Below are 25,352 nucleotides of genomic sequence, written 5' to 3' on the forward strand. Positions count from 1 at the left end.
CAACCAGTCACGTGAGTCGTCAGTTGGGTGTTCAGCGAACGTAGGGGCGATAGTCCGATCGGGTCAAAGGAAGGCCGTTGGCGGACACCGGCTGTTACCAGAACGTAATACGTGACGCCTTTTCGCGGGCAGCACAAAATTCCGCCCCGACTTGTCCCAATCCGAGTGGCCGGCGAACGCCGCTCGAATCGTTTCACGCGGTCAGTGGCAGAACTGCCCGTTCGAATAGTCCTGCGGCACCGCGTTGTCCTGGTTGAGCCCGAACCGGCCGGCGATCTGCAGCCACTGGCCGTCCTGGCGCATGGTTTCCAGCTGCGCGGCGAACGCGTCGCGCAGGCTGGTGTCCTCGTTCTTGATGAACTGGAACCCGGCGACCATCGGCTGCACGCCCGGGATCTCGGTGCTGCCGACCACCTCCACGCCGGCCACCGGGTTATCGGATGCCAACAACCGCAAGGAGATGTCGTAGAACGGGAAGCAGTCGGCCCGGCCGTCGGCGACCGCCTTCATCGCGTCCATCGGGCTGGCGAACGACGGGAGCGAGGTGACGCCGGCCGCCTGCAACTGCTCCTTGAGCGGGGTCCCGGTCAGCACCGCACACGACCGCTTGCCCTTGATGACGTCGTCCATTGTCGTGATCTTCTTCGGGTTGCCCTTCTGCACCCCGAAGGCGATCTTGTACTGGAAGTCGGGGACCGGATCGGTTGTCTGGCACATGCTCGGTTCGAAGATCAAGGCGCCACCGAAGCAGGCGATGCTGTCGTCGCCCGCCGCCGCCATCGTGGCGAGTTTCTGTTGCACCGCTTCGTAGCCGGTCAGCTCGAACTTCACGGCGCGGATGCCCAGCGCGGTGAACGCGGCCTTGCTCACCTCCACCACCTCGCCGGTGAGCCCCGACGAGTCCTGGTAGGAGAACGGGCGCGCGTCGGTGACGGCCAGCACCGCCACCCCTTCCTGCCTCGCCTTCGCCAGCCGGTTCGGCGGCGTGGGCGGCTGGACCGGGGTCGGGTGCGGCACGGGCACCGGGCTCCCGGACACCGTGCTGGTGCACGCGGAGGCGAGCCCGAGCACTGCGAGTCCACCGGCCGCGCGGAACAACCGCCGGCGGCTGAGGTCGTTCATGGTCGGTCAGACTATGCCCTCACGCGCCCGCGGTGTGTGCCTTTCGCACCACGTCGACGATCCCATTCATGATTTGCGTCAGGTCGTAGTCCTTCGGCGTGAACACGGCTGTCACACCGTGTGCGCGCAGGTACTCCGCGTCCTGCGGCGGCACGATCCCGCCCACCACCACGGGGATGTCCGAAGCTCCCGCCTTGGCCAGGCCCTCCACGACCGCGGGCACCATCTCCAGGTGTGAGCCGGACAAGATCGACAGCCCGACCACGTGCACGCCTTCCTGCACGGCGGCGGCCACGATCTGGTCCGGGGTGAGCCGGATGCCTTGGTAGATCACCTCGAACCCGACGTCGCGCGCCCGCACGGCGATCTGCTCGGCGCCGTTGGAGTGCCCGTCGAGGCCGGGCTTGCCGACCAGCATGCGCAGCCGCTCGCCCAGCTCCTCGCCGGTCGCGGCCACCCGTTCCCGCACCGCGGCGAGCTCTTCGGCGGCCTCGCCGGACCCGGTCGCGCCGGCCACGCCCGTGGGCGCCCGGTACTCGCCGAACACCTCACGCAACGCGCCCGCCCACTCGCCGGTCGTCACACCCGCGTGCGCGCACGCGACCGTGGCGTCCATCAGGTTGGCGTCGGTCTTGGCGGCGTCACGCAAGCCGCGCAGGGCTTCCTCGGCCGCGGCGGCGTCGCGGTTCGCGCGCCACTTCCGGATGGCCTCGACGGCCTGCTGCTCCACGATCGGGTCGATGGTCTCGATGGCCTTCGCGCCCTCGGCCTGCAACGGGCTGGGCTCGGTGGTGTCGAACTTGTTGACCCCGACGATGATCTCGTCGCCGGACTCGACCCGGCGACGGCGAGCCGCGAGCGAACCAACCAGCTGGGTCTTCATGTAGCCGCTCTCCACAGCCGCGACCGCGCCACCCATGGCCTGCACGCGGTCGATCTCCGCCCGCGCGCCGGCCAAGATGTCGTCTACTTTGGACTGGATGACCGGCGAGCCGTCGAAGATGTCCTCGTACTCCAGCAAATCCGTCTCGTAGGCGAGGACTTGCTGCATGCGCAACGCCCACTGCTGGTCCCACGGGCGCGGCAGGCCGAGCGCCTCGTTCCACGCCGGCAGCTGGATCGCCCGCGCCCGCGCGTCGCGGGACAGGCTCACCGCGAGCATCTCCAGCACGATGCGCTGGATGTTGTTCTCCGGCTGGGCTTCGGTGAGACCGAGCGAGTTGACCTGCACGCCGTAGCGGAACCGGCGCTGCTTGGGGTCCTCGATGCCGTAGCGCTCGCGGGTGAGCTCGTCCCAGAGCTGGGTGAACGCCCGCATCTTGCACATCTCTTCGATGAACCGCACGCCCGCGTTGACGAAGAACGAGATGCGGGCGACGACGTCGCCGAAGCGATCGGCGGGCACCTGGCCGGAGTCGCGCACCGCGTCGAGCACGGCGATGGCCGTGCACATGGCGTAGGCGACCTCCTGCACCGGCGTCGCACCGGCCTCCTGCAGGTGGTAGCTGCAGATGTTGATCGGGTTCCAGCGGGGCACTTCTGCGACCGTCCACGCGACCATGTCGGTGATCAGGCGCAGGCTCGGGCCGGGCGGGAAGACGTAGGTGCCGCGGGAGAGGTACTCCTTGATGATGTCGTTCTGCGTGGTGCCCGCGAGCTTCGCGACGACCTCGTGCCAGTCCTTGTCGTCGGCTTCGGCCTGCTCCTGGGCCACGGAGACGTAGAGCGCGAGCAGCCACATGGCCGTCGCGTTGATGGTCATCGAGGTGTTGGCCTCGGCGAGCGGGATGTCCTGGAAGAGCTGCCGCATGTCGCCGATGTGGCTCACGGGCACGCCGACCTTGCCGACCTCGCCGCGGGCGAGCTCGTGGTCGGGGTCGTAGCCCGTCTGCGTCGGCAGGTCGAAGGCCACGGAGAGCCCGGTCTGGCCCTTCGCGAGGTTGCGCCGGTACAGCGCGTTGGACGCGGCGGCCGAGGAGTGGCCCGCGTACGTTCGCATGACCCAGGGACGGTCGCGCTCGTGGTCGGTCGGATACGGCACGGTGAACCTCCGTTAACCGGCTTTCTCAGCAGGGTACTGGTGAGTAACCGATTCAGCAGCGGTGCCATTGCTCACAGACCGGTGTTTGATGCTCCTACCCATTCCTCTCGGAGGCCTGTCATGCGTTTGTCCTCAGCCGCGGCTGCCGCCGCCGCGCTGACGGTCGCGGCGACCGTCACGTTCGCCGGATCCGCCTCGGCCATCAACTCCTACAACGCCAGCCCCGCCCCCGAGCGCACCGAGGTCGGCGCCCTGATCGCCCAGTGGGACAACGACGGCGACCCGGCGACGCCGGACCGGATCGACTGGGTGTGCTCGGGCACGATGGTCGACCGCGACACGTTCCTGACCGCGGCCCACTGCACCTCCGACTGGCCCGCGGGCGTGCGCTTCTACGTCTCGCTCGACCAGGACGTGCAGTCGGCCCTGGACGCCGCGCTGGCCCAGCACCCCGGCGACCCGGCCGCCGTGGGCGCCCAGATCGCCGTCGAGGGCGTCGCGCACACCGACCCCGGCTACCCGGGCACGCAGGCCGACGCGCACGACATCGCGGTCGTCCAGGTGCCCGCCGCGGCGATGGCGGCCCGCTGGTCGTTCACCCCGGCCACCCTGCCGACCGCGAACCAGCTCGGCAAACTCGGGCCCCAGGCGCTCGACGCGACCAAGTACGAGGTCGTCGGCTACGGCACGCAGGAGGCCGTGAACGGGCCCGGCGGGCAGACCCACCCCGGCGGCGGCGTGCGGATGAAGGCGCCGGTCAGCTTCAACGCGCTGACCAAGACCTGGCTGCGCCTGCAGATGACCGCACCGCAGGGCAACGGCGGTGCCTGCTACGGCGACTCCGGCGGCCCGAACTTCGCCGTGCTGGGCGGCAAGCTGGTCCTGGTCGCCACGACCATCACCGGCGACTCGCCGTGCTATGCGACAAACGTGACGTACCGGACGGACACGGTCAGCGCGCGGACGTTCCTCGCGCCGTTCGTCGCCCTGCCCTGATCGCCTTTCCGCCTGCCTGATCGCCTTTCCGGCGGTGCCGGCCACGGCCAGAGGGAGGATCATGGAGCCATGGACCTGCCGTTGGTCTGGGGCATCCTGATCGCGTTGGTCGTGGTCGGCTTCCTGATGCTGGTCCTGCGCTGGGGTCTGTCGGACTACACGGCGCTGGAGAAGCGCAAGAAGGACTACGGGCTGCTCACCGAGGTGGCCGTGGTCCCGACCCGGCGCGCGGCCGATGTGGTGTCCGACCAGTTGAAGCGGCACGGCGTGAAGGCCACCGCGGTCCCGGACCCGGACGGCGAACGCCTGCGCATCCTGGTGTTCCAAGGTGACGAGCAGACCGCCGTCAAGGCCCTGCTGGAAGAGAACTCCTGACCCCCGCTCACGCCAGCTCGAATGTGGGACGCACCCGGTCCGACCGGGGGACACACCCGGCCGGAACGAGGGACACACCCGGTCGGAACGGGGGACACACCTGACGCGAACGTGTCCCACACCCGGTTCGGGTGTGGGACACGCCCGGTTGGGTCAGGGGGCCGGGAAGACCACCTGGGCGGCGCTGCCGCCACGGCGGACCGGCTCACCGGCCGCGATCACGAGCCCGTGGTCACGGAACTCCAGCCCCGACGCCACGCCGATGTCCGGCGGGATCTTGATGGTCGGGTCGAGCGAGGACGTGTCCTTGATCGCGAACGTGTGACCGAGCGCCTTCAGGCCCGGCGTGGTCGGCAGGTCGAACCACGCGGGTTCCACCTGCGTCGTCGCCGAGTTGCGCTGCGACGCGCGCGGGGCGGCGATCGCCGACTCCAGGTCCATGCCGAAGTCCAGGCGGTTCACCAGGATCTGCAGCACGGTCGTGATGATCGTCGCGCCGCCGGGCGAGCCGACCGCGAGGAACGGCTTGCCGTGGTGCAGCACGATCGTCGGCGACATGCTCGACCGCGGCCGCTTGCCCGACTCCGGCAGGTTCGGGTCCGGGGTGCCGTTGGCCGGCGGCGCGAAGTCGAAGTCGGTCAGCTCGTTGTTCAGCAGGAAACCACGGTCCGGCACGACGATGGCGCTGCCGCCGAGCTGCTCGATGGTGTTCGTGTAGGACACCACGTTGCCCCAGCGGTCGGACACCACGAAGTGGTTCGTGTGCGTCTCGATCCCGTTCGCGCCGCTGCCCTGGCCCGGCTTGCACGACGGGCCGTGCCCGTACGGGTCACCGGGCGCCACCGGCTTGGGCAGCGCCTTCGTCTGGTCGATCTGGCACGCCCGCGTGCGGGCGAACCGGTCCGACAGCAACTGCTTCTGCGGAACGTCGACGTACGCCGAGTCACCGATGTAGCGGCCGCGGTCGGCGAACGCCAGCGCGCTCGCCTCCAGGTAGGTGTGCAGGGCCTGCACACGGTCCATTGAGGACAGGTGATAGTTCTCGAGGATGTTCAGCGCTTCCCCGACGGTGATGCCACCGGACGACGACGGCGGCATGCCGTAGACGTCGTAGCCGCGGTAGTCCACGTGCGTCGGCTTGCGGTCGATGGCGCGGTAGGCGGCGAGGTCGCCGAGCGTCATCTTGCCTTCGATCGGCTTGAGCGTCGCGCCCGGCGCCAGCGGCAGGTTGTGCACGGCGTCGACCACGTCGCGGCCGACGGAGCCGCCGTAGAGCACGCCGGTGCCGTGGCGGGCGATGTCGCGGTAGGTGTCGGCGAGGTCGGGGTTGCGCAGCGTGGAGCCGACAGGGGGCAGATCGCCGCCGGGCAGGAACAGCTCCGAGGTGGAGCTGAACTGGGCGAACCGCTTCTGGTTCTCCCGGATCTGCTCGTACAGCGTGGCGTCGACCGGGAACCCGTGCTCGGCGACGTCGATGGCCGGGCGCAGGTTGGTGGCCAGGCTGAACTTGCCCCACCGCTGCAGCGCGCGCTGCCACGTGGCGAGGTTGCCCGGCACGCCGACGCTCAGCCCGCTGGTGACCGCGGTCGGGAAGTCGTAGGGCTTGCCGGTCGCGGGATCGATGAACAGGTTCCCGTCGGCCGAGCGGGGCGTGGTCTCGCGGCCGTCGATGACGCTCACCTTGTGCGAGTGGGCGTCGTAGTAGACGAAGTAGCCGCCACCGCCGATGCCGGCGACGAACGGGTCGGTCACACCGAGCGTCGCGGCCACCGCCACCGCGGCGTCCGCGGCCGTGCCACCCCGTTTCAGGATGTCGATGCCCGCCTGGGTCGACTGGGCGGTGTCGGAGACCACCGCGCCGCCGAATCCTTCGGCGACCGGGTGCTTCGTGGGTAATGAGTCGGCCTGTGCCGCGCCCGCGCCGGTGACGAGACCGGCAATCGCGAGCGTGGCCGCCGAGAGTGCGCCGAGACGGGCACGCATGGGGCAACCCCTTCCGCAAGAGATCAGGACCCTGTTCTACTCGCGCCGCGCGAGTCCTGCACGCTTGGTTCCATGAGCACTTTCACGGCGAAGGAAATCGAGTACCTCAGCGCGCAGCCGCTCGGTCGCCTCGCGACCGTCGGCCGCGACGGCGCGCCGCACGTCGTACCGGTCGGTTTCCGCCTGAGCCCGGACGGCGACGCGATCGACATCGGCGGGCACGGCTTCGGCGCGTCCAAGAAGTGGCGCGACATGCAGGCCGACCCGCGGGTCTCGTTCGTCGTCGACGACCTGGAGTCGGTGGACCCGTGGACCCCGCGCGCGGTCTCGATCACCGGCCGGGCCGAACTGCACGAGACCGGCGGCACCGAGCGGTTCGGCAAGAGCTGGGACGAGGCGTGGATCCGGATCGTGCCGACCCGGGTGGGCGGCTGGGGCGTGGAAGGACCGGCGTTCTCACCGGAAGGCCGCCGCAGCTTCCGCACCGTCGGTGCGTGACGTGGCGCTGGACTGCTTCACCGACAACGAGATCACCTACCTGAAAGGGCAGCGGATCGGCCGCTTGGCGACCATCGGCCTGGACGGCGCGCCGCACGTCGGTCCGGTCGGGTTTTGCCTCGGCACCGCCTACGAGGAGATCTGGCTCCCCGGGCCCGGCCTTCTCGAGTCGAAGAAGTGGCGCGACATCAGAAACGAGCCGCGAGTCAGCTTCGTCGTCGACGACCTGGCGTCGGTCGATCCTTGGCTGCCCCGCGGGATCCTGATCCGCGGCCGCGGCAAACTGCACCGGTCGGGTGGGGTCGCCCGGTTCGGCAAGCGCGCCGGCTCGGCCTGGATCGAGATCCGGCCGCGCCGGATCACCAGCTGGGGCATCGAAGGCCCCGAGTGGTCGCTCGCGGGCCGGCGTCGGTCGCGGACCGTCGCCGACTGACCGGGCTAGGACACCCGCCGCACGTCGGCGCCGAGGCGCTGCATGTTCTCCACGAACCGCGGGTAGCCGCGGTCGATGTGAAAGACGTCCCACACCTCGGTCACGCCGTCGGCGCACAGCCCCGCCAGCACCAGGCCCACGCCCGCGCGGATGTCCGACGCCCACACCGGCGCGCTCGACAGCTTCGGGATCCCGCGGATGACGGCGTGGTGGCCGTCGGTGCGGGCGTCCGCGCCCAGGCGTTGCATCTCCTCGATGAACCGGAACCGCGCCTCGAACAGGTTCTCGGTGATCATCGACGTGCCGTCGGCGATGGAGGTCAGGGCGATCGCGAACGGCTGCAGGTCGGTGGCGAAGCCCGGGTAGGGCAGCGTCACGAAGTCGACCGCGGTCGGGCGGTCGCGCTGCACGACGCGGAACTCGGTGTCGCCGCTGATGGTGACCTCGGCGCCCGCGGTGCGCAGCTTCTCCAGCACCAGGTCCAGGTTGTGCGGGTTCACGCCGCGCACGGTCAGGTCACCGCGGGTCATCGCCGCGGCGAACGCCCAGGTCGCGCCGACGATCCGGTCGCCGATCACGCTGTGGTCGGTCGGCGCGAGCGCGTCGACGCCGTGCACGGTGAGGGTGGACGTGCCGGCGCCGTCGATCTTGGCGCCCATCTGCTGCAGCATCGTGCACAGGTCGACGATCTCCGGCTCGCGCGCCGCGTTGTCGATCACCGTGGTGCCGTCGGCCAGGACGGCGGCCATGAGGATGTTCTCGGTCGCGCCGACGCTGGGGAAATCGAGCCAGATCTGCGCGCCGTGCAGGCCCTGGGCCTCGGCCACCACGCAGCCGTGCTCGATTTCCGAGGACGCCCCGAGCTGGCGCAGGCCGCTCTGGTGCATGTCCAGCGGCCGGCTGCCGATCGCGTCGCCGCCGGGCAGGGCGACGACGGCCCGCTTGCACCGGCCGACCAGCGGGCCCAGCACACACACTGAGGCACGCAGCTTGCCCATCGCGGGCGTGTCGGCGCGGTGGTTGAGCTCGGCGGGCGTGGTGATGGTGACGGTCAGCGAGTTGCCGCCGTCGGTGTCGTCGGCGATGACCACCTCGCAGCCGAGGCTGCGCAGGACGTCCGCCATCAGGGGGACGTCGAGGATCTGTGGGCAGTTGGTCAGCGTGCTCGTGCCTTCGGCCAGCAAGGCCGCGGCCATCAGTTTCAACACGCTGTTCTTGGCCCCGACGACATCGACCTCGCCGACGAGCCGGGCTCCGCCGCGCACCTGGAAATGCTCCGTCACGGGCGCCCATCATGCCCCTCCCCGTAATCTGACCGCATGGCGGTCCGCATCAATCGCGTGTACACGAAGGTCGGCGACAACGGCACGACGGCGCTGGGGGACGGTTCCCGGGTGCCGAAGACCTCGCCCCGGCTCGGCGCCTACGCCGACGTCGACGAGGCGAACTCCGCGATCGGCGTCGCGCTGGCCCTCGGCGGCCTGTCCGACGAGGTCGGCATCGTGCTGCGCCGGATCCAGAACGACCTGTTCGACGTGGGTGCGGACCTCTGCGCGCCCATCGTGCCGGACCCGCCGTACCCCCCGCTGCGCATCACCGAGGCCTACGTCGAGCGGCTGGAGGGCTGGTGCGACGAGTTCAACGAACGGCTGCCGAAGCTGACGTCGTTCATCCTGCCCGGCGGCACGGCCGGGGCCGCGTTGCTGCACACGGCCCGCACGGTGTCGCGGCGCGCGGAGCGCAGCGCGTGGGCGCTGATCGAGGCGGAGCCGGAGCAGACCAACCAGCTGGCCGCCAAGTACCTGAACCGGTTGTCGGACCTGCTGTTCATCCTGTGCCGCATCGCCAACCCGGACGGCGACATCCTCTGGAAGCCGGGCGGCGAGGACTGATCACTTCGGCCGTGAGCGGACAGCACCGCGACGGTGTCGGACGTGCCGAGGTCGACCGACAGCACCCGCACGAATTCCCCCGTTTCCCCCTGCCGCAACATGATGCCCCTTGCCCGACCAGGCAAGGGCATCGATCGACCGGCCGGCAATGCGGATGGCTATTCCAGCAAGTGGCGCAGGAAGCGGTCCGGCATCGCGAGGAATTCTCGGGTCAGGGCCACCGGTTCGGCGTGGTCGTAGTCGACTTGCTCGATCTCGCCGTCGGCGCCCACCTGCAGGATGCTCGCGCCCGGGACGGCCAGCAGCACCGGCGAGTGGGTGGCGATGACGAACTGGCTGCCCTGCGCGGTCAACTCGACGATGCGCGCCACCAGGGCCAGGCAGCCACGCACGGAAAGGGCCGCCTCGGGCTCGTCCAGCAAGTAGAGCCCGCGCGGGCCGAAGCGGTGGGTGATCAGGTCGAGGAAGGATTCGCCGTGCGAACGCTCGTGCGGTGACGTGCCGCCGTAGGAGTCGAGCAGCGGCGGGGACAACGGGTCCTTGTCCAGCCGCTCGATCTCGGTGGCGACGTTGTAGTAGGACTCCGCCCGCAGGAAGAAGCCGGTCCGCGGCTTGCGGATCCCCCACCGCAGGATCAGGTGGTCGCCGAGTGAGGACTCGCTCGCGCGGGTGGCGAACCGGAAGGCGTGCGAGCCGCCCTCGGGGTTGAACCCGGCGGCGACCGCGAGCGCCTCGACCAGCGTCGATTTGCCGGTGCCGTTGTCGCCGACCAGGAACGTCACCCGCGGGTCCAGGTCGATCCCGCCGCTGCGCTCCAGCTCCCGCACGATCGGCAGGGTGAACGGGTAGCGGCCGGTGTTCGCCTCCGGTGCCAGCTGCGCCCGCACGAGGAATCCCGCCGGCCAGACGTCACTCACGCCACGGTGGACCGGTCAGGACGCCCAGGGCACGGTGCGGCCGGGCGGGGCGGATTCCAGCCACGACAAGAAGCCCGTCAACGCATCGGGGCCCATGGCGATCTCGACCTGCTGGTCTCGCTCACCATGAGCCCCGCGGAACTGCAGCACACGCGAACCCACCGGCATGTTCGGGGTTTCCGCGCTCTCCGGCTCGCGCCGGTCGACGATCTCGAGCGCTTCGCGGTGGATCACCCGGTTGGGTCCGGATTTCAGGCTCAACGCGCGGAACCAGGCGAACTCGTCACCGTGGTATCTCGCTATGCCGAGGTGCCAGCCCTTGCCGGTGTTGTCGATCCGGGTGCGCAGGGCGACGATCACGCCGCCCTCACGGACCAGCCGTACCCGGCGAGCCAGCAACAGCGCGAGCGCGCCGATCACCACCGCGAGGAGCACCAGGATGATCAAACCCAATCGCACCGGCAGCTCCCCAGCCTTGCTCCGCGCTCGTCAGACCTGGCGGCAGACGACGCGGATCGAGGACGAGCTATGCGCGAACGGCGGGTTCGCCATCATCGCCTCCACGTCCTCGTCGACCTGTTTGCCGCAGTCTAAGCGCTGATCGGGCGCTGGTCACCCTTTGTCACTTACCAGTGTGGTGCCCCACACGCCGACGGCCGGGGTCCACAGTAGACACTGCGAACCCCGGCCGCCGGGTGAACTACCAGGTCACACCCATCAGAGGTCAGACCCAGCACACGTCAGACACTGTGGCCGGCCGCGCGCAACCGCGCCCGGCCGCGCAAGCGCACCTCTTCGTCGTCCGAGTCGAGGTCGGCCCGGGCCTGGTCGACGTCGATCTCGTCGCGCAGCTCGGCCGACTCGGCCAGGATGCTGACCCCCTCGGCCGTGACGGACAGGAACCCGCCGTCCACGGCCGCGTGGATCTCCTCGCCCTCGGTGGTGTCGATGCGCACCATCTCGCCGCTGACCAGCTCGGCCAGCAACGGGATGTGGTTGGGCAGAATGCCGATCTCACCCTCGGTGGTCCGGGCGAACACGAACGTGCCGGTACCCGACCACACCTCGCGCTCGACCGCGACCAGCCGCACGGACATCTCAGCCACGCGGATACTCCTTCGTCAGTGCAGTCAGTGCAGCCAGGGCTACTTGGTGAGCTCCGCGGCCTTCTTCTCCACGTCCTCGATGCCACCGACCAGCAGGAACGCCTGCTCGGGCAGGTGGTCGAACTCGCCCTTGGTGATCCGGTCGAACGCCTCGACGGTGTCCTTGAGCGGCACGTTCGAGCCCGGCTGACCGGTGAACTGCTCCGCCGCCATCATGTTCTGCGACAGGAACCGCTCGACGCGACGCGCGCGGTACACCAGCTGCTTGTCCTCTTCGGACAGTTCGTCGATACCGAGGATCGCGATGATGTCCTGCAGGTCCTGGTAGCGCTGGAGGATCCGGATGACCTCCTGGGCCACGCGGTAGTGGTCCTCACCGACGATCTGCGGGTCGAGGATCGTGGAGCTGGAGGCCAGCGGGTCCACGGCCGGGAAGATGCCCTTGGCGAACACCGTACGAGAGAGCTCGGTGGTGGCGTCCAGGTGGGCGAACGTGGTGGCCGGGGCCGGGTCGGTGTAGTCGTCCGCGGGCACGTAGATCGCCTGCATCGAGGTGATCGACTTGCCTCGGGTCGAGGTGATCCGCTCCTGCAGCTCACCCATCTCGTCGGCCAGCGTCGGCTGGTAACCCACGGCCGAAGGCATGCGGCCCAGCAGGGTCGACACCTCGGAACCGGCCTGGGTGAACCGGAAGATGTTGTCGATGAACAGCAGCACGTCCTGGTTGGCGACATCGCGGAAGTACTCCGCCATGGTCAGCGCGGACAGGGCGACGCGCATGCGGGTGCCCGGCGGCTCGTCCATCTGGCCGTAGACCAGCGCCGTGTTCTTGATGACGTCGGATTCGGTCAGCTCGAGGATCAGGTCGGTGCCCTCACGGGTGCGCTCACCGACACCGGCGAACACCGAGGTACCACCGAAGTTGCGGGCGATGCGGTTGATCATCTCCTGGATGAGCACCGTCTTGCCCACGCCTGCGCCGCCGAACAGGCCGATCTTGCCACCACGCACGTACGGGGTGAGCAGGTCGACGACCTTGAGGCCGGTCTCCAGCATCTCGGTGCGGCCCTCGAGCTGGTCGAACGCCGGCGCCTTGCGGTGGATGCTCCAGTGCTCGAAGTCCTCGCCGTAGCCCGGCTTGTCCAGGCACTCGCCGAGGGCGTTGAACACGTGGCCCTTGACGTCCTCGCCGACCGGCACGGAGATCGACTTGCCGGTGTCGGTCACCTCGGCGCCACGGGTCAGGCCGTCGGTGGGCTGCATGGAGATCGCGCGGACCTGGTTGTCGCCCAGGTGCTGCGCGACCTCGAAGGTCAGCGTCTTGGCCAGCGACTCGAGCGAGATCTCCGCTGTCAGGGCGTTGAACAGCTCGGGGAGGGCGCCGCGCGGGAACTCGACGTCCACCACCGGCCCGGTGACGCGAACGACGCGGCCGACCGCACCGGCGGTCTCGCGGGGGGTTGCGGTGGGTGCACTCATGTCAGTCATCACTTCCTGCGGCGGCGAGCGCGTCGACACCGCCGACGATCTCGCTGATCTCCTGGGTGATCTGGGCCTGGCGGGCCCGGTTTGCTTCGAGCGTCAGAGCCTTGATCAGGTCGTTCGCGTTGTCGGTCGCGGCCTTCATGGCCCGGCGCCGCGACGCCGACTCCGACGCCGCCGCCTCCAGCAGGGCCGCGTAGATCCGCGTCGCCAGGTACTTCGGCGTCAACGACAGGAACAACTCGTCGGCGTCCGGCTCGAACTCGTACTGGACGTTCGCGGCCTCGGCCTCGCCGTACTCGACCTCGAGCGGTGCGAGCCGGTTGGCCACGGCCTCCTGCGACAGCATGTTCTTGAACTGCGTGTAGACGATGTGCAGTTCGTCGATCCCGGCCAGGCGCTGCTGGTCGTCGTTCGCGTAGCGGGCCCGCGCCTCGTCGTCCTCTTCGGACCCGGCGCGGAAGGCCGCCACCAGCGGGCCGGTGATCTCCGAGGCGTTGGCGTACGACGGCTGCTCGGAGAACCCGGTCCACGACGCGGCGACGGGACGGCCGCGGAAGCTGTAGTAGGCCAAGGCCTTGCGGCCGACCACGTACAGCTCGATTTCCTTGCCCTGCTCACGCAGGAGCGCCATCAGCTCCTCCGCGCGGCGCAGCACGTTGGCGTTGTAGCCACCGGCGAGGCCGCGGTCGGAGGTGACGACCAGGACGCCCGCCTTGCGGACGTTCTCGCGCTCGGTGAGCAGCGGGTGCTGCAGCGCCGCGGCCTCGGACAATGCGCCCAGCACCGAGGTGATCTCCTCGGCGTAGGGGCGCGCCGCCTGGACCTTGGCCTGCGCCTTGCTGATCCGCGAGGTCGCGATGAGCTCCTGCGCCTTGGTGATCTTCCGCATCGACTGGGTCGAGCGGATCCTGCGGCGCAGTACCCGAATCTGTGCTGGCATCGGCGACTACCCGACTACTTCTTCGGGGCCGGGCGGGAGACCTTGACCGAGTCGTGCCCGACCTCGCCCTCGTCCATCGCGTCGGCCGGGGCCTCGTTGACCACCGAGGAGCCGTCGGAGGCGGTGAAGGACTTCTTGAAGTCCTCGATCGCCTTGACCAGGCGCTCCTCGTTGTCCTCGTTGAGCTTCGCGGTGTCGCGGATGTCGGCCAGGATGCCCTCGTGGTGGTGCTTGAGGTTGTCCAGGAACTCCCGCTCGAAGCGCATCACGTCCTCGACCGGAACCGAGTCGAGGTGGCCCTTGGTGCCGAGGTAGATCGAGGCGACCTGCTCCTCGACGGGGTACGGGCTGTACTGGGGCTGCTTGAGCAGCTCGACCAGGCGGGCACCACGCTCCAGCTGGGCCTTCGACGTCGGGTCGAGGTCGGAGGCGAAGGCGGCGAACGCCTCCAGCTCGCGGTACTGCGACAGGTCGATCTTCAGCGAGGACGCCACCTGGCGCATCGCGCGGACCTGGGCGGCACCACCGACGCGCGACACCGACACACCGACGTTCACCGCGGGCCGCACACCCTGGTTGAACAGGTCGGACTCCAGGAAGCACTGGCCGTCGGTGATGGAGATGACGTTGGTGGGGATGTAGGCCGAGATGTCGTTGGCCCGGGTCTCGATGATCGGCAGACCGGTCATCGAACCGCCGCCGAGCTCGTCGGACAGCTTCGCGCAACGCTCGAGCAGACGCGAGTGCAAGTAGAAGACGTCACCCGGGTAGGCCTCGCGGCCCGGCGGGCGGCGCAGCAGCAGGGAGATCGCACGGTAGGCCTCGGCCTGCTTCGACAGGTCGTCGAACACGATCAGGACGTGCTTGCCCTGGTACATCCAGTGCTGGCCGAGCGCGGAGCCGGTGTAGGGCGCGAGCCACTTGAAGCCGGCCGAGTCGGACGCGGGGGCGGCCACGATCGTGGTGTAGTCCAGCGCGCCGGCCTCTTCGAGGGCGCGGCGGACACCGGCGATGGTGGAGCCCTTCTGGCCGATCGCCACGTAGATGCAGCGGACCTGCTTCGACGGGTCGCCCGAGTCCCAGGCTTCCTTCTGGTTCAGGATCGTGTCCACGCAGACCGCGGTCTTGCCGGTCTTGCGGTCACCGATGATCAGCTGGCGCTGGCCGCGGCCGATCGGCGTCTGCGAGTCGATCGCCTTGATGCCGGTCTGCAGCGGCTCCGAGACCGGCTGGCGCTGCATGACGGTCGGGGCCTGCAGCTCGAGCACGCGCTGCTCGTCGGCCTCGATGTCGCCGAGGCCGTCGATCGGCTTGCCCAGCGGGTCGATGACCCGGCCGAGGAACTTCTCGCCCACCGGCACGGAGAGCACGCGACCGGTGCGCTTGACCTCCTGGCCCTCTTCCAGCTTCTCGTAGTCACCGAGGATGACGGCGCCGATCTCGCGCTCGTTCAGGTTCAGCGCCACGCCCAGGACGCCGCCGGGGAACTCCAGCAGCTCGTTGGTCATCGCCGAGGGAAGCCCCTCGACCTGCGCGATGCCGTCACCGGTCTCGACGACGGTTCCGACCTCTTCGCGCGAGGTCTCGGTCGAGAAGTTGGCGACGTAGTTCTCGATCGCGCTCCGGATCTCGTCCGAGGAGATCGTCAGCTCCGCCATGCTCTGTTCGTCCCTGCTCTAGTGGGTGTTCGAAGTCTTGTGGGTGGGCCTAGGAGGGCAGCCCGTGCTCGGCCTTGGCCATGCGGCTGGCGACGCTGCCGTCGATCACCTCGTCGCCGACCCGGACCACCAGGCCGCCGAGCACCGCGGGATCAACGTCGACCTGCAGCGACATCGTCCGGCCGTAGATCCTCGACAGTACCTGGACCAGGCGCGTCTCCTGCGCCGCCGAAAGCGGGGCGGCCGCGGTGACGTGGGCCACCGAGCGCTGCCGCCGACTGGCGGCGAGCTCCGCGAGCTGCTCGACCAGCTGGTCGAGGTGCCGGCCCCGGCCGTGGCGCACGGCCTGCTCGAGCAGGTCGACCGTGCTCCGGCCGGCCTTGCCCTGCACCAGCGAGTGCAGCAGCTCGATCCGGCGCTGCGCGGGCACCGAGCGGTCGCTCAGCAGGTCACGCAGCCGGTTCTCGCTGCCGAGCAGGCGCCCGAAGCGGAACAGCTCGTCCTCGGTCTCGTCGAGGGCGTTCTCCCGCTCGGCCACGCTCAGCAGCGCGTGGCGGGAGAGCAGCTCGATCGACTCGAGCAGGTCGCTCGGGCGCGACCAGCGCAGCTTCACCGTCTCCTGCAGCAACGCCAGCGTCTGGGCGCCGACCTTGCCCTCGAACAGCCGCCCGACCAGACCCGTGCGTGCCGGCTCCTCCGAGGAGAAGTCGGCCAGGTGCCGGGCCAGCGACCGGTTGTCGGCGAGCACGCCGCCCACGGCCGCGAGCTCGTCGCCGATCGTGCGCAGTGCGGCCGGCGCGGTCGACGCCGTGTCCGCGTCGAAGCGCTCGCGCAGCGCCCGCTGCGACTCGCGACTCGTGGCCTGCATCAGCGTTCTCCCTTGCCACTCTGCGCGGACATGGCATCCAGCTCGTCGAGGAAGCGGTCCACGGTCTTGCCGCGGTTCGCGTCGTCGTCGAGGTGGGACCGCACCATCTGGGCGGCCAGCTCCGCCGCCTGCTGCCCGACCATCGTGCGCAGCTCACGCGCGAGCTGCTGGCGCTGCAGGGCCAGCTGCTCCTCGCCGCGCTGGCGGATGCGCTCCACCTCGCGCTCGGCTTGTGCGCGCATCTCCTCTTCGATGGCCTGCGCGTCCGCGCGGGCGTCGTCGCGGATCTTGGCCGCGTCGACCCGGGCCTCGGTCACGGCGTTGTCGTAGGCCTCCTGGGCCTCCTTCAGCCGCTGCTTGGCCTCCTCCGCGGCCACGAGCTGCTCGCGGATCGTCTCCTGCTGCTTGTTCATCGCCGCGCGCAGACGCGGCACGACGTAACGCCACAGCACGAAGAGGATCAGCAGGAACCCGACGACCTCAGAGATCCAAGTCGCCATCAGGCGCCTCCCTGCCTGCTCAGACCGCCGACGTACTCGTCGACCATCGCCGGGTTGCGGACCTCTTCGCCGACCACGCGCGTGGCCAGCGTCGAGGACAACCCACCCACCTGCGCACGCAGCTCACCGAGGATCTGCTCCCGCTGCGCGGCGAGCTGCTGCTCGCCGGCCTGCCGGACATCGTCGGCCTCGGCCTGCGCACGCTGGCGGAACTCGTCGAGCACGGCCTGGCCGCGACCGCGCGCGTCGTCGCGGATCTTGCCCGACTCGGCGCGTGCCTCGGCCAGGGTCTCGGCGTGCTTCTCCTTGGCCTGCGCGAACCGTTCGCTCGCCGCCCGGTTGTCGTCGATGGTCTTCTGGACCATGTCGTACCGGTCTTTCAGGACCTTCTGGATGGGCGGAAGAATGACCTTCCACATCACGAAGAGCACGATCAAGAAGATGATCAGCTCGACGAAGAAGGTCGCGTTCGGCAGCAGCGGGTTGCCGCCTTCTTCGGCCAACTGCATGATGCGCATTCGAATCAGGCGCTCGGGGCCTTGCCGAACACGAACAGCAGGATGGCCGCGAAAGCGAGGGCGATGAAGTAGTTACCCTCCGCCAGGCCGGCCGCGATGATGAACTGGCCGAACAGACGACCCTGGGCCTCCGGCTGCCGCGCGACACCGGCGATCAGCTGGCCACCGGCCAGACCGTCACCGATGGCCGCACCAGCGGCGCCGCCACCCAGCGCGATCCCACCGCCGATGTAGGCGCCGGCGGTCGCGATCGCCGAGTTCAAACCTGCGTCTGCCATTGTTCTCCCTTATCTCTCTTCGAAAGACGAAGCTTCAGCGTGGAACGCGGAACTAGTGCCGTTCCTCTTCCAATTCCATCGCGGCCTTGAAGTAAGCGATGGTCAGCAGCATGAACAGATAGGCCTGCAGCAGACCGATACCCATGTCGAACAGCTTCCAGCCTGCGCCCGGCAGCCAGAACACGTAGGCCGGAAGAAGTGCGAGCAGCGAGACCATGATCCCGCCGGCGAAGATGTTGCCGAAGAGCCGCAGCGGCAGCGAGACGAGGTGGACGATCTCCTCGATGATCCACAGCGGCGCGAACGGCGCGAAGTGACCCTTCACGGTGTGCACGACCTGCTTGCCGAAACCGCCGTGGCGGCGGGCACCGGCGGCGTGCCACCAGATGAACAGCAGCAGTGACAACGCGAACACCAGGTTCACGTCCGCGGTCGGCGGCTCGAGGATCGGGTGGCCGTTCCAGTGCAGCGGCAGCACCGAGAGCCAGTTGCACGCGAGGATGAAGATGAACAGCGACATCGCGACGGGCACCAGGAACGGGGCAACCTTGACCCCGATGGAGTCCTCGACCTGGTCACGCGCGAGCTTCGCGATGGTCTCGAACGCAAGTTGGGTCCGGTTCGGCACGCCCGAGGTGATCTTCGCGCGGACGATCAGCCCCAGGATGATCACGATCAGGCTCGCGATGACCGTCGCGATGATCGTGTCGAGGTTGAAGACCAAGCCCGCGAGGTGCACCTCGGTGTGCTCGGTCGGGTTGATCGTGGCGCCCTCCGCCAAGACACTCACTGGTTACGACGCTCCTTCAGGACCGGCACGATCGTGTGTGCCATGAAGACCAACTGGAAGACGGCCAGACCGAAGAACACCCCGAGCCCGTCCGGCCGCAAGAAGTAGCCCATCGCGAGGGCGAGCAGGGTGAGAACGCCGAGCCGCTGCACCGAGGATCCGGTGATCTGGCGCTTGGTCGGGTTCTCGCTGGAGATCACCTTGACGACCTGCTTCTGCAGCAGGCGCGCGTTGTACAGGCCCATGCCGAGCCCGATCGCGAAGAGGATGCCCATCACCATGTGACCGAATATCACCGCGACGACGATCCCGACGACGGCCAGCGCGGTGGCGACAATGAGCGGACGGCGCAGGTTGATGAGCACCGGGGCAGGCACATTCGCCGCCGCGTCCTTGATGCCGGACACCGTCGTCACCTCGTCTCCCTCATTCCTTGCTGAACCTGCGATAAACCCGGTACAGATAAACGCTCGCCGCTATGATCCCGACCAGCAGGCCGAGCAATGTGAACAGCGGCAGAGTGGACCATTGCTTGTCGGCGAACCACCCGAGTACCAGCCCACCCGCGACGAGAACCGCGATCGTGGAGCCGATGCCGATGAAATCCCGGACGCTCGGAGCGCCACTCGCCATGACCGGCCTACCGGAAAGCTACCGGGGCGCGAAGATCACTCAAGCGCTGCTCCTTGTCGGTCGTGCATCAGCGGATCGCCGGGGCCCGGTTGTTCGAGCCCGGAGAGTCTCGCCGACGCGGGCCGGCGTGCCCCGCGTCTTGCGGGGAATGCGCGCACGCTACCACAGGGTTAACCGACCCTTTGCAAGGGCCTGACCTGCGGATGCGTGGTGAATTGCCGGTGAACGAGTGGTGCACTCCGGCAACCGCCGCGCACGTCCGAATCCGGGTGATCCGGACACCGCGAAACTCTACCGTACGGTCGTACGGTGACCGTGCGCCGGGGTCACCGGGCCCGCAGCCGGGGAATGGCGGAAACCAGCAGGGCCACCAGCAACCCGACGCCGATCCCCCACACCACCACGAGCACGTCGAAGAGCGTCAGGGCGACCGCGCCGAACGCCAGGACCGCGGCCCACAAGTAGATGAGCAGCACCGCACGCCGCTGCGAGTGCCCGATCTCCAGCAACCGGTGGTGCAGGTGCATCTTGTCGGCGCTGAACGGCGACTCACCGCGCCGCGTGCGCCGGACGATGGCCATCAGAAGGTCCAGCAATGGGACGAACAACACGGCGGCCACCACCAGCAACGGCGACAGCAGCGCGAGCGTGTCCTTCGCGCCGAACTGGGTGTAGCTGACCCGGCCGGACGCGGACGTGCTGGACGCGGCGAGCATCAACCCGATCAGCATCGAGCCCGAGTCGCCCATGAAGATCCGCGCGGGCTGGAAGTTGTGCGGCAGGAAGCCCAGGCACGCGCCGGCGAGCGTCGCCGCGATCAGCGCGGGCGGGTAGGTCAGCACGTCGCCGCCGGACTCCGAGAGCAGGTTCAAGGCGAACGCGCACGTGGCGATGGCGGCGATCAACCCGATCCCGGCGGCCAGACCGTCCAGGCCGTCCACGAAGTTCATCGCGTTGATCATCGTGACGACGAGCAGCACGGTGAGCAGGCCACCCTGGTTCTGGTCCAGCGAGAGCAGCGAACCGAGGCTGCCGTTGTCCCCGCCCCACGGCACCCAGAACAGGAACCACTGCAGGCCGAGCAGGACCAGCACGCCGGCCGAGGACGTCTGCCCGGCGAGCTTGGTGATCGAGTCCAGCTCGAACCGGTCGTCGAGCATGCCGATGATCACGACCATGCCGCCGCCGATGAGCACGGCGACCGGGTCGAGGGTGTAGTCGAACGCCCGGCGCAGCACCGGCAGCTGGTGGGCGACGAGCATGCCGCCGCACACGCCGAGGTACATGGCCAGCCCGCCCATGCGCGGCATCGGCACCACGTGCACGTCGCGGGTGCGCGGGTACGCGACCGCGCCGATGCGGATGGCCAACAGTCGGACCGGGCCGGTCAGCAGGTAGGTCAGCGCCGCGGTGATCAGCGCGACGAGCAGGTACTCGCGTACCGGCAGGCCCTCGCCGATCGCGGTCGCGGGGAGCGGGTTGGCCGGGTTCACGGGTACGCCGGGAAGTTCTCGGCCAGCGCGCGCACCCGGTCGCCGACGGCCGCGACGGCATCGGCGGCCTCGGCGGCCTCGTTCTCGCCCCGCACCGCCGCGCCGATCAGCTCGGCGATCACGGTCATCTCCCGCTCGCCCATGCCCTGGGTCGTGACGCACGCCGAGCCGACCCGGATGCCCGAGGCCACCGACGGCGGCGCCGGGTCGAACGGGATCGCGTTCTTGTTCAGCGTGATGCCGGCCTTGCCGGCGCGTGCCTCCGCGTCGGCGCCGGTGATGCCCAGCTCACGCAGGTCCAGCAGCGCGAGGTGCGTGTCGGTGCCCCCGGAGACCGGCCGCATCCCTTGTGCGGCAAGGCCTTCGGCCAGGGCGGTGGCGTTGCGCACGACGCGTGCGGCGTAGTCGGCGTACTCGGGCGTCGACGCCTCGCGCAGCGCGACAGCCTTGGCCGCGATCGCGTGCATGAGCGGTCCGCCTTGCGTGAACGGGAAAACCGCGCGGTCGAGCGCCTTGGCGTGCTGCTCGCGGCAGACGATGCCGCCGCCGCGCGGGCCGCGCAGCACCTTGTGCGTGGTGAAGGTGACGACGTCGGCGTGCGGCACCGGCGACGGGATCACCCCGCCCGCGACGAGGCCGATGAAGTGCGCGGCGTCGACCATGAGGATCGCGCCGACCTCGTCGGCGATCTGCCGGAACGCGGCGAAGTCCAGCAGCCGCGGGTACGCCGTCGCACCGGCGATGATCATCCGCGGCTGGTGCGCCAGCGCCAGGTCGCGCACCTGGTCGTAGTCGATCAGCTCGGTGTCCTCGCGCACCCCGTAGGGCACCGGCTCGAACCACGCGCCGGAAAAGCTCACCTTCGAGCCGTGCGTGAGGTGGCCGCCCTGTTTCAGGTCCATGGCCAGTACTACGTCGCCAGGCTCGCAAAAGGCCGCGTAGGCGGCCAGGTTCGCGCTCGCACCCGAATGCGGCTGCAGGTTGGCGTGCTCGGCGTCGAACAGGTCCTTCGCCCGCTGGATCGCCAGTTCCTCGGCGACGTCGACCTGGTCGCAGCCGCCGTAGTAACGCCGTCCCGGGTATCCCTCGGCGTACTTGTTCGACAGCGTCGAGCCCAGCGCGGCCAGCACCGCGGGGCTGGTCAGGTTCTCGCTCGCGATCAGCTGCAGCCCGCCACGCAACCGGCTCAGCTCGCCGAGCACGACCTCGGCGATCTCCGGATCCGCCTTCTCGAGGGCGGCGAAGTCCGGCCCCCAGAACGGCGTCGGCACGGTGGTCGCTCCTTCACGGACTCCGGCTGCTGTGCCGTGCAGCGTAGTCCCGTTGCGGTCCCGCTGATCCGCGACCCGCACGGCATGCCAGGATGCCGTGCGTGACCACGGTCTTCGACTGCCGCGCCCAGGACTCCCGCCTCGACGGCCTCGCGGCGGCCGCAGGGACGGTCCGCTCCGGGCGGTTGGTGGTGTTCCCGACCGACACCGTCTACGGCATCGGCTGCGACGCGTTCTCGGGCTCCGCGGTGCACTCGCTGCTCAATGCCAAGGGCAGGCCCGCGGGCACGCCCGTCGGCGTGCTGATCGGGTCGTGGGCCACCGTCGACGGGCTGGTGCTCTCGATGCCGCCGACCGCGCGGCTGCTGATGGAGGCGTTCTGGCCGGGCAGCCTCTCGATGGTGCTGCCGCAGGCGCCGAGCCTCGCGTGGGACCTCGGCAACGCCCGCGGCACGGTGACCGTGCGGATGCCGTTGCACCCCGTCGCGCTGGAACTGCTGCGCGAGGTCGGGCCGATGGCCGTGTCGATGGCGTCGCACTCGGGCTCCGGGGTGACCGGGCCGACCGCGACGTGCCAGCAGGCCCGCGAACAGCTCGGCGACACGGTGTCGGTCTACCTCGATGCCGGTGAGCTCACCGGCGAGGGCACGTCGACCGTCGTCGACATCACCGGCACCGAACCGCGGCTGCTGCGGGAGGGCCCGATCACCGCGGCTCAACTGTCCGAGGTGCTCGGCTGGGACATCAGTGCAGGGTCGTAGCTCCGCGCTCCGGCTCGATCGCCTTCCAGCCGATGTCGACGCGATCGAGGCAGGTCGTAGCATTGTTTGCCATGACTGAATCGTTCGTCGTCAGCGTGCACGGCGCGGACGGCACCGCGCGGGTGGCGGCGCGGCTCGCGGGGCGGCTGCGGCCCGGCGACGTCGTGTTGCTGACCGGCGACCTCGCTTCCGGCAAGACCACCTTCGTCAAGGCGGTCGCCGAGGCCATGGGCGCCACCGACGTGGTGACCAGTCCGACGTTCACGCTCGCGCAGTTCTACGACACCCCGACGACGAAGCTGCTGCACGTCGACACCTACCGCATCGACGACCTGGCCGAGTACCGCGACCTCGGGCTCGCCGACTTCGTCGACACGTCGATCAGCCTGATCGAGTGGGGCGAGCTGGTGGCCGCCGAGTTCCCCGAGCCGTTGACCGTCGGCCTCACCGTCGCCGCGTCCGGCCCCGAGGACCGCGACATCACGTTCACCGGCGCCGGCCGCTGGGCCGACGACCTCGCGGCGCTGCGCGACGAACTCGCGGGAGCGCGCTCATGACGCTGGGGATGGCCGTCGAGTCGACCACGGTGACCTACGGGGTCGCCGTCTTCACCGGCCGCGAGGTCCACGCCCACCGCACCGTGCGGCGCGACGACCCGGCGTTCGCGAGCATCGGCGCGCTCGCCGAGACCGTGCTCACCGACGCCGGTCGCGCGTTCACCGACCTCGGCCTGCTGGCCGTCGACGCCGGGCCGGGCAACCTGACCTCCGTGCGCGCGGGCGTCGCCTACGTCAACGGGCTCGCGTTCAGCGTCGGCGCCGAAGTCGTGTCCGTCGACGCATTGACGTTGCTGGCAAGGGAAGTCTCGCCGGAACTGGACGAGCCGGTGCTGGTGCTGCGCAACGCGGGCACCGGCAACGCCTACGCCGGGTTGTTCCGCGCGGACGCCGAACCGGTGCTGCGCCACGGGCAGTTGGACGCCGTCGTCCGCGAGCTCGCCGGGTCGCTGCCCTCGTTGTACTGCGCGGGCGTGTTCCGCGAGCAGGTGCGCACGCTGCTGCCGGACGCGGCGGTCAAGGACAGCGGCATCGACACGTCGTCGGTGCTGACCCTGCACGACCTCGTGACCACAGCGACGTCCGCGGACTTGCCGCGGGCCGCGTTCGCCACGCCCATCACGGATTCCTCGGCGGTGTTCCAATGACCGACCCGGCGCTGATCGCCAAGACCCTGCGCGACGGCGGCGTCGCGTTGCTGCCGACCGACACCGTGTACGGCCTGGCCGTGCACCCCGAGCACGACGCCGCGGTGGACCGGCTCTTCGCGCTGAAAGCCCGGCCGCGCACCAGGAACCTGCCGATCATGGTCGGCTCGGTCGACCAGATCTCGTTGCTGGGCGCCCTGGTGACCCCGCAGGCGGCGAAGCTGCTCGCCGCCTTCGCCCCCGGTCCGCTGACCGTCGCGTTGGGACTCGGCGACCGGGCACCGTTCTGGTTGGACGGACGCGTCGAGATCGGCGTGCGGATCCCGGCCGAGCAGCTGATGCTCGACGTGCTCGCGCTGACCGGCCCGCTGCTGGTCACCAGCGCCAACGCGCACGGCAACGACACCCCGGAGACGGTGCCCGAGATCCTCGAGCAGCTCGCCGGTGAGCCGGACATCGTGGTGGACGACGGAAAACGGCCGGTCGTTCCGTCCACTTTGGTCAACTGCAACCTGCCGGAACCGCGCATCGAACGCGAAGGCGTGCTCTCCGCCCAGCAGATCGAGGAGGCCCTGCTATGACCGAACTGGTCTTGGGCATCGAGACGTCCTGCGACGACACGGCGGTCGCGCTGGTGTCTCGGGACGGCCAGGTCGTCGCGTCGGCGGTGGCGTCGCAGACCGAGATCCACAACCGCTACGGCGGCGTGTACCCCGAGGTCGCGAGCCGCGCGCACGTGGACAAGATCCTGCCCACGGTGCGGATGGTGCTGGAGGACTCGGGCGTGCGGCCGCAGGACCTGCGGGCGATCGGCGTGACGCGCGGGCCGGGCCTGATCGGGTCGCTGATGGTCGGCCTCGACACCGCGACCGGGCTCGGGCAGGGCTGGGGCGTGCCGGTCGTCGGCGTGAACCACCTGCGCGGGCATCTGCGCAGCGCGGACCTGGAGGAGAAGCGCGTGGACTACCCCGCGCTGATCCTGCTGGTGTCCGGCGGGCACACGCTGCTGGCCCGGATGAGCTCGCCCGGCGAGATCAAGCTGATCGGCACCACCAAGGACGACTCCGTCGGCGAGGCCTACGACAAGGTCGCGCGGATGCTCGGCCTCGGCTACCCGGGCGGCCCGGTGATCGACCGGATGGCCAAGACCGGCACGCCGTCGATCCCGTTCCCGCGCCCGATGCTGCACGACGGGCTGGACTTCTCGTTCTCCGGCCTGAAGTCGGCGGTTTCGCGCTACCTCGCGGCCAACCCGCAGACGCCGCACGAGGACGTGGCGGCGTCGTTCGTGGCCGCTTGCCTCGAGGTGCTGCTCGCCAAGTGCCGCACGGCGTTGACCGACTCGCCCGCCCAGTCGCTGGTGATCGTCGGCGGGGTCGCGGCGAGCCCGCAACTGCGGGCCGAGGCGGCGGCGTTGTGCGAGGACCTCGGTGTGGAGCTCTGCCTGCCGCCGCTGAAGTGGTCCACGGACAACGGCGCGATGATCGGCCTGGCCACGTGGGACTACCTGGCGGCCGGGTTCACGGCGCCGCTGCGCCCGCAGACGTCGCTGACCATCGAGCAGTACTAGGCGCTGCGCCTGGTGCCTCG

The 25,352-nt window shown here is 69.7% G+C and carries 29 protein-coding genes; 10 read left to right on the forward strand and 19 right to left on the reverse strand.

Annotated elements, in window-relative coordinates:
• Positions 1 to 201: 201 nt before the first annotated feature.
• Together EV186_RS20130 and EV186_RS20135 are read right to left on the reverse strand one after the other, a co-directional pair.
• Positions 202 to 1,122, reverse strand: a complete 921-nt coding sequence (locus tag EV186_RS20130) for a transporter substrate-binding domain-containing protein (RefSeq protein ID WP_133850862.1) — start codon at positions 1,120 to 1,122, stop codon at positions 202 to 204.
• Between the two features lie 19 nt (positions 1,123 to 1,141).
• Positions 1,142 to 3,163: a protein meaA gene (locus EV186_RS20135; protein ID WP_133850863.1), complete on the reverse strand. Its 2,022-nt coding sequence runs from the start codon at positions 3,161 to 3,163 to the stop codon at positions 1,142 to 1,144.
• A gap of 120 nt (positions 3,164 to 3,283) precedes the next feature.
• Between EV186_RS20135 and EV186_RS20140 the strand changes: the two genes are divergently transcribed.
• Together EV186_RS20140 and EV186_RS20145 are read left to right on the forward strand one after the other, a co-directional pair.
• A complete protein-coding gene (locus EV186_RS20140) occupies positions 3,284 to 4,159 on the forward strand; it encodes a trypsin-like serine protease (RefSeq protein ID WP_133850864.1) in 876 nt (291 codons plus the stop codon).
• A gap of 69 nt (positions 4,160 to 4,228) precedes the next feature.
• Positions 4,229 to 4,534: a hypothetical protein gene (locus EV186_RS20145; RefSeq protein WP_133850865.1), complete on the forward strand. Its 306-nt coding sequence runs from the start codon at positions 4,229 to 4,231 to the stop codon at positions 4,532 to 4,534.
• 153 nt (positions 4,535 to 4,687) lie between these two features.
• On the opposite strand, the gene ggt is transcribed toward EV186_RS20145, so the two are convergent.
• Complete coding sequence (ggt, locus tag EV186_RS20150; protein WP_133850866.1) at positions 4,688 to 6,517, reverse strand: gamma-glutamyltransferase; 1,830 nt, start codon at positions 6,515 to 6,517, stop codon at positions 4,688 to 4,690.
• A 72-nt stretch (positions 6,518 to 6,589) separates the two neighbouring features.
• On the opposite strand from ggt, the gene EV186_RS20155 reads away from it, so the two are divergent.
• Together EV186_RS20155 and EV186_RS20160 are read left to right on the forward strand one after the other, a co-directional pair.
• Entirely contained in the window at positions 6,590 to 7,015 is a 426-nt protein-coding gene (locus EV186_RS20155; protein ID WP_133850867.1) for a PPOX class F420-dependent oxidoreductase, read from the forward strand.
• Positions 7,008 to 7,448, forward strand: a complete 441-nt coding sequence (locus EV186_RS20160) for a PPOX class F420-dependent oxidoreductase (protein WP_133850868.1) — start codon at positions 7,008 to 7,010, stop codon at positions 7,446 to 7,448. Before EV186_RS20155 ends, EV186_RS20160 begins: the two co-directional genes overlap by 8 nt.
• 5 nt (positions 7,449 to 7,453) lie before the next feature.
• Here the strand turns inward: EV186_RS20160 and murA are convergent, their stop codons facing one another.
• Entirely contained in the window at positions 7,454 to 8,731 is a 1,278-nt protein-coding gene (gene murA, locus EV186_RS20165; protein WP_133850869.1) for a UDP-N-acetylglucosamine 1-carboxyvinyltransferase, read from the reverse strand.
• A 36-nt stretch (positions 8,732 to 8,767) separates the two neighbouring features.
• Between murA and EV186_RS20170 the strand changes: the two genes are divergently transcribed.
• Positions 8,768 to 9,340, forward strand: coding sequence for a cob(I)yrinic acid a,c-diamide adenosyltransferase (locus EV186_RS20170; protein ID WP_133850870.1), 573 nt, complete (start codon positions 8,768 to 8,770; stop codon positions 9,338 to 9,340).
• Between the two features lie 158 nt (positions 9,341 to 9,498).
• Here the strand turns inward: EV186_RS20170 and EV186_RS20175 are convergent, their stop codons facing one another.
• The 15 genes from EV186_RS20175 to EV186_RS20245 form a co-directional block, all read right to left on the reverse strand.
• Complete coding sequence (locus EV186_RS20175) at positions 9,499 to 10,257, reverse strand: AAA family ATPase (RefSeq protein ID WP_208115696.1); 759 nt, start codon at positions 10,255 to 10,257, stop codon at positions 9,499 to 9,501.
• 15 nt (positions 10,258 to 10,272) lie between these two features.
• Complete coding sequence (locus tag EV186_RS20180; RefSeq protein WP_133850871.1) at positions 10,273 to 10,716, reverse strand: DUF2550 domain-containing protein; 444 nt, start codon at positions 10,714 to 10,716, stop codon at positions 10,273 to 10,275.
• 281 nt (positions 10,717 to 10,997) lie between these two features.
• Complete coding sequence (locus EV186_RS20185; RefSeq protein ID WP_133850872.1) at positions 10,998 to 11,363, reverse strand: F0F1 ATP synthase subunit epsilon; 366 nt, start codon at positions 11,361 to 11,363, stop codon at positions 10,998 to 11,000.
• Between the two features lie 39 nt (positions 11,364 to 11,402).
• Positions 11,403 to 12,851: a F0F1 ATP synthase subunit beta gene (gene atpD / locus EV186_RS20190; protein WP_279538311.1), complete on the reverse strand. Its 1,449-nt coding sequence runs from the start codon at positions 12,849 to 12,851 to the stop codon at positions 11,403 to 11,405.
• Positions 12,844 to 13,788: a F0F1 ATP synthase subunit gamma gene (locus EV186_RS20195; RefSeq protein WP_133850874.1), complete on the reverse strand. Its 945-nt coding sequence runs from the start codon at positions 13,786 to 13,788 to the stop codon at positions 12,844 to 12,846. The genes atpD and EV186_RS20195 overlap by 8 nt, the downstream gene beginning before the upstream one ends.
• 14 nt (positions 13,789 to 13,802) lie before the next feature.
• On the reverse strand, positions 13,803 to 15,446 hold the full coding sequence (atpA, locus tag EV186_RS20200; RefSeq protein WP_133850875.1) for a F0F1 ATP synthase subunit alpha: 1,644 nt from the start codon (positions 15,444 to 15,446) through the stop codon (positions 13,803 to 13,805).
• A 49-nt stretch (positions 15,447 to 15,495) separates the two neighbouring features.
• Positions 15,496 to 16,314 carry a F0F1 ATP synthase subunit delta gene (locus tag EV186_RS20205; RefSeq protein WP_133850876.1) on the reverse strand — a complete coding sequence of 273 codons (819 nt, stop codon included), beginning with the start codon at positions 16,312 to 16,314 and terminating at the stop codon, positions 15,496 to 15,498.
• Positions 16,314 to 16,814 (reverse strand): F0F1 ATP synthase subunit B, encoded by a 501-nt coding sequence (gene atpF, locus EV186_RS20210; protein WP_133850877.1) that lies wholly within the window; start codon positions 16,812 to 16,814, stop codon positions 16,314 to 16,316. Before atpF ends, EV186_RS20205 begins: the two co-directional genes overlap by 1 nt.
• Positions 16,814 to 17,323, reverse strand: a complete 510-nt coding sequence (locus EV186_RS20215; RefSeq protein ID WP_166659242.1) for a F0F1 ATP synthase subunit B — start codon at positions 17,321 to 17,323, stop codon at positions 16,814 to 16,816. Before EV186_RS20215 ends, atpF begins: the two co-directional genes overlap by 1 nt.
• A 14-nt stretch (positions 17,324 to 17,337) precedes the next feature.
• Entirely contained in the window at positions 17,338 to 17,610 is a 273-nt protein-coding gene (gene atpE, locus EV186_RS20220; protein ID WP_133850879.1) for an ATP synthase F0 subunit C, read from the reverse strand.
• A gap of 52 nt (positions 17,611 to 17,662) precedes the next feature.
• Complete coding sequence (gene atpB, locus EV186_RS20225; RefSeq protein ID WP_133850880.1) at positions 17,663 to 18,400, reverse strand: F0F1 ATP synthase subunit A; 738 nt, start codon at positions 18,398 to 18,400, stop codon at positions 17,663 to 17,665.
• The gene (locus EV186_RS20230; protein ID WP_133850881.1) at positions 18,397 to 18,807 is read right to left on the reverse strand and encodes an ATP synthase subunit I; all 411 of its coding nucleotides are present in this window, start codon (positions 18,805 to 18,807) and stop codon (positions 18,397 to 18,399) included. Before EV186_RS20230 ends, atpB begins: the two co-directional genes overlap by 4 nt.
• Before the next feature lie 19 nt (positions 18,808 to 18,826).
• Positions 18,827 to 19,033, reverse strand: coding sequence for an AtpZ/AtpI family protein (locus tag EV186_RS20235; RefSeq protein WP_133850882.1), 207 nt, complete (start codon positions 19,031 to 19,033; stop codon positions 18,827 to 18,829).
• Positions 19,034 to 19,359: 326 nt separating this feature from the next.
• On the reverse strand, positions 19,360 to 20,526 hold the full coding sequence (locus tag EV186_RS20240) for a glycosyltransferase family 4 protein (protein ID WP_133850883.1): 1,167 nt from the start codon (positions 20,524 to 20,526) through the stop codon (positions 19,360 to 19,362).
• The gene (locus EV186_RS20245) at positions 20,523 to 21,797 is read right to left on the reverse strand and encodes a serine hydroxymethyltransferase (protein WP_133850884.1); all 1,275 of its coding nucleotides are present in this window, start codon (positions 21,795 to 21,797) and stop codon (positions 20,523 to 20,525) included. The genes EV186_RS20240 and EV186_RS20245 overlap by 4 nt, the downstream gene beginning before the upstream one ends.
• Positions 21,798 to 21,898: 101 nt before the next feature.
• On the opposite strand from EV186_RS20245, the gene EV186_RS20250 reads away from it, so the two are divergent.
• From EV186_RS20250 to tsaD, 5 genes are all read left to right on the forward strand, one after another.
• The gene (locus tag EV186_RS20250) at positions 21,899 to 22,558 is read left to right on the forward strand and encodes an L-threonylcarbamoyladenylate synthase (protein WP_133850885.1); all 660 of its coding nucleotides are present in this window, start codon (positions 21,899 to 21,901) and stop codon (positions 22,556 to 22,558) included.
• A gap of 71 nt (positions 22,559 to 22,629) precedes the next feature.
• Positions 22,630 to 23,115, forward strand: a complete 486-nt coding sequence (gene tsaE, locus EV186_RS20255) for a tRNA (adenosine(37)-N6)-threonylcarbamoyltransferase complex ATPase subunit type 1 TsaE (protein ID WP_166659243.1) — start codon at positions 22,630 to 22,632, stop codon at positions 23,113 to 23,115.
• Positions 23,112 to 23,762 (forward strand): tRNA (adenosine(37)-N6)-threonylcarbamoyltransferase complex dimerization subunit type 1 TsaB, encoded by a 651-nt coding sequence (tsaB, locus tag EV186_RS20260; protein ID WP_133850887.1) that lies wholly within the window; start codon positions 23,112 to 23,114, stop codon positions 23,760 to 23,762. Before tsaE ends, tsaB begins: the two co-directional genes overlap by 4 nt.
• Positions 23,759 to 24,343, forward strand: a complete 585-nt coding sequence (locus tag EV186_RS20265; protein ID WP_208115697.1) for an L-threonylcarbamoyladenylate synthase — start codon at positions 23,759 to 23,761, stop codon at positions 24,341 to 24,343. Before tsaB ends, EV186_RS20265 begins: the two co-directional genes overlap by 4 nt.
• Positions 24,340 to 25,332, forward strand: a complete 993-nt coding sequence (gene tsaD / locus EV186_RS20270; RefSeq protein WP_133850888.1) for a tRNA (adenosine(37)-N6)-threonylcarbamoyltransferase complex transferase subunit TsaD — start codon at positions 24,340 to 24,342, stop codon at positions 25,330 to 25,332. The genes EV186_RS20265 and tsaD overlap by 4 nt, the downstream gene beginning before the upstream one ends.
• The last annotated feature ends 20 nt before the right edge of the window (positions 25,333 to 25,352 follow it).

It is taken from the genome of Labedaea rhizosphaerae (assembly GCF_004362825.1).
Classification (GTDB): domain Bacteria; phylum Actinomycetota; class Actinomycetes; order Mycobacteriales; family Pseudonocardiaceae; genus Labedaea; species Labedaea rhizosphaerae.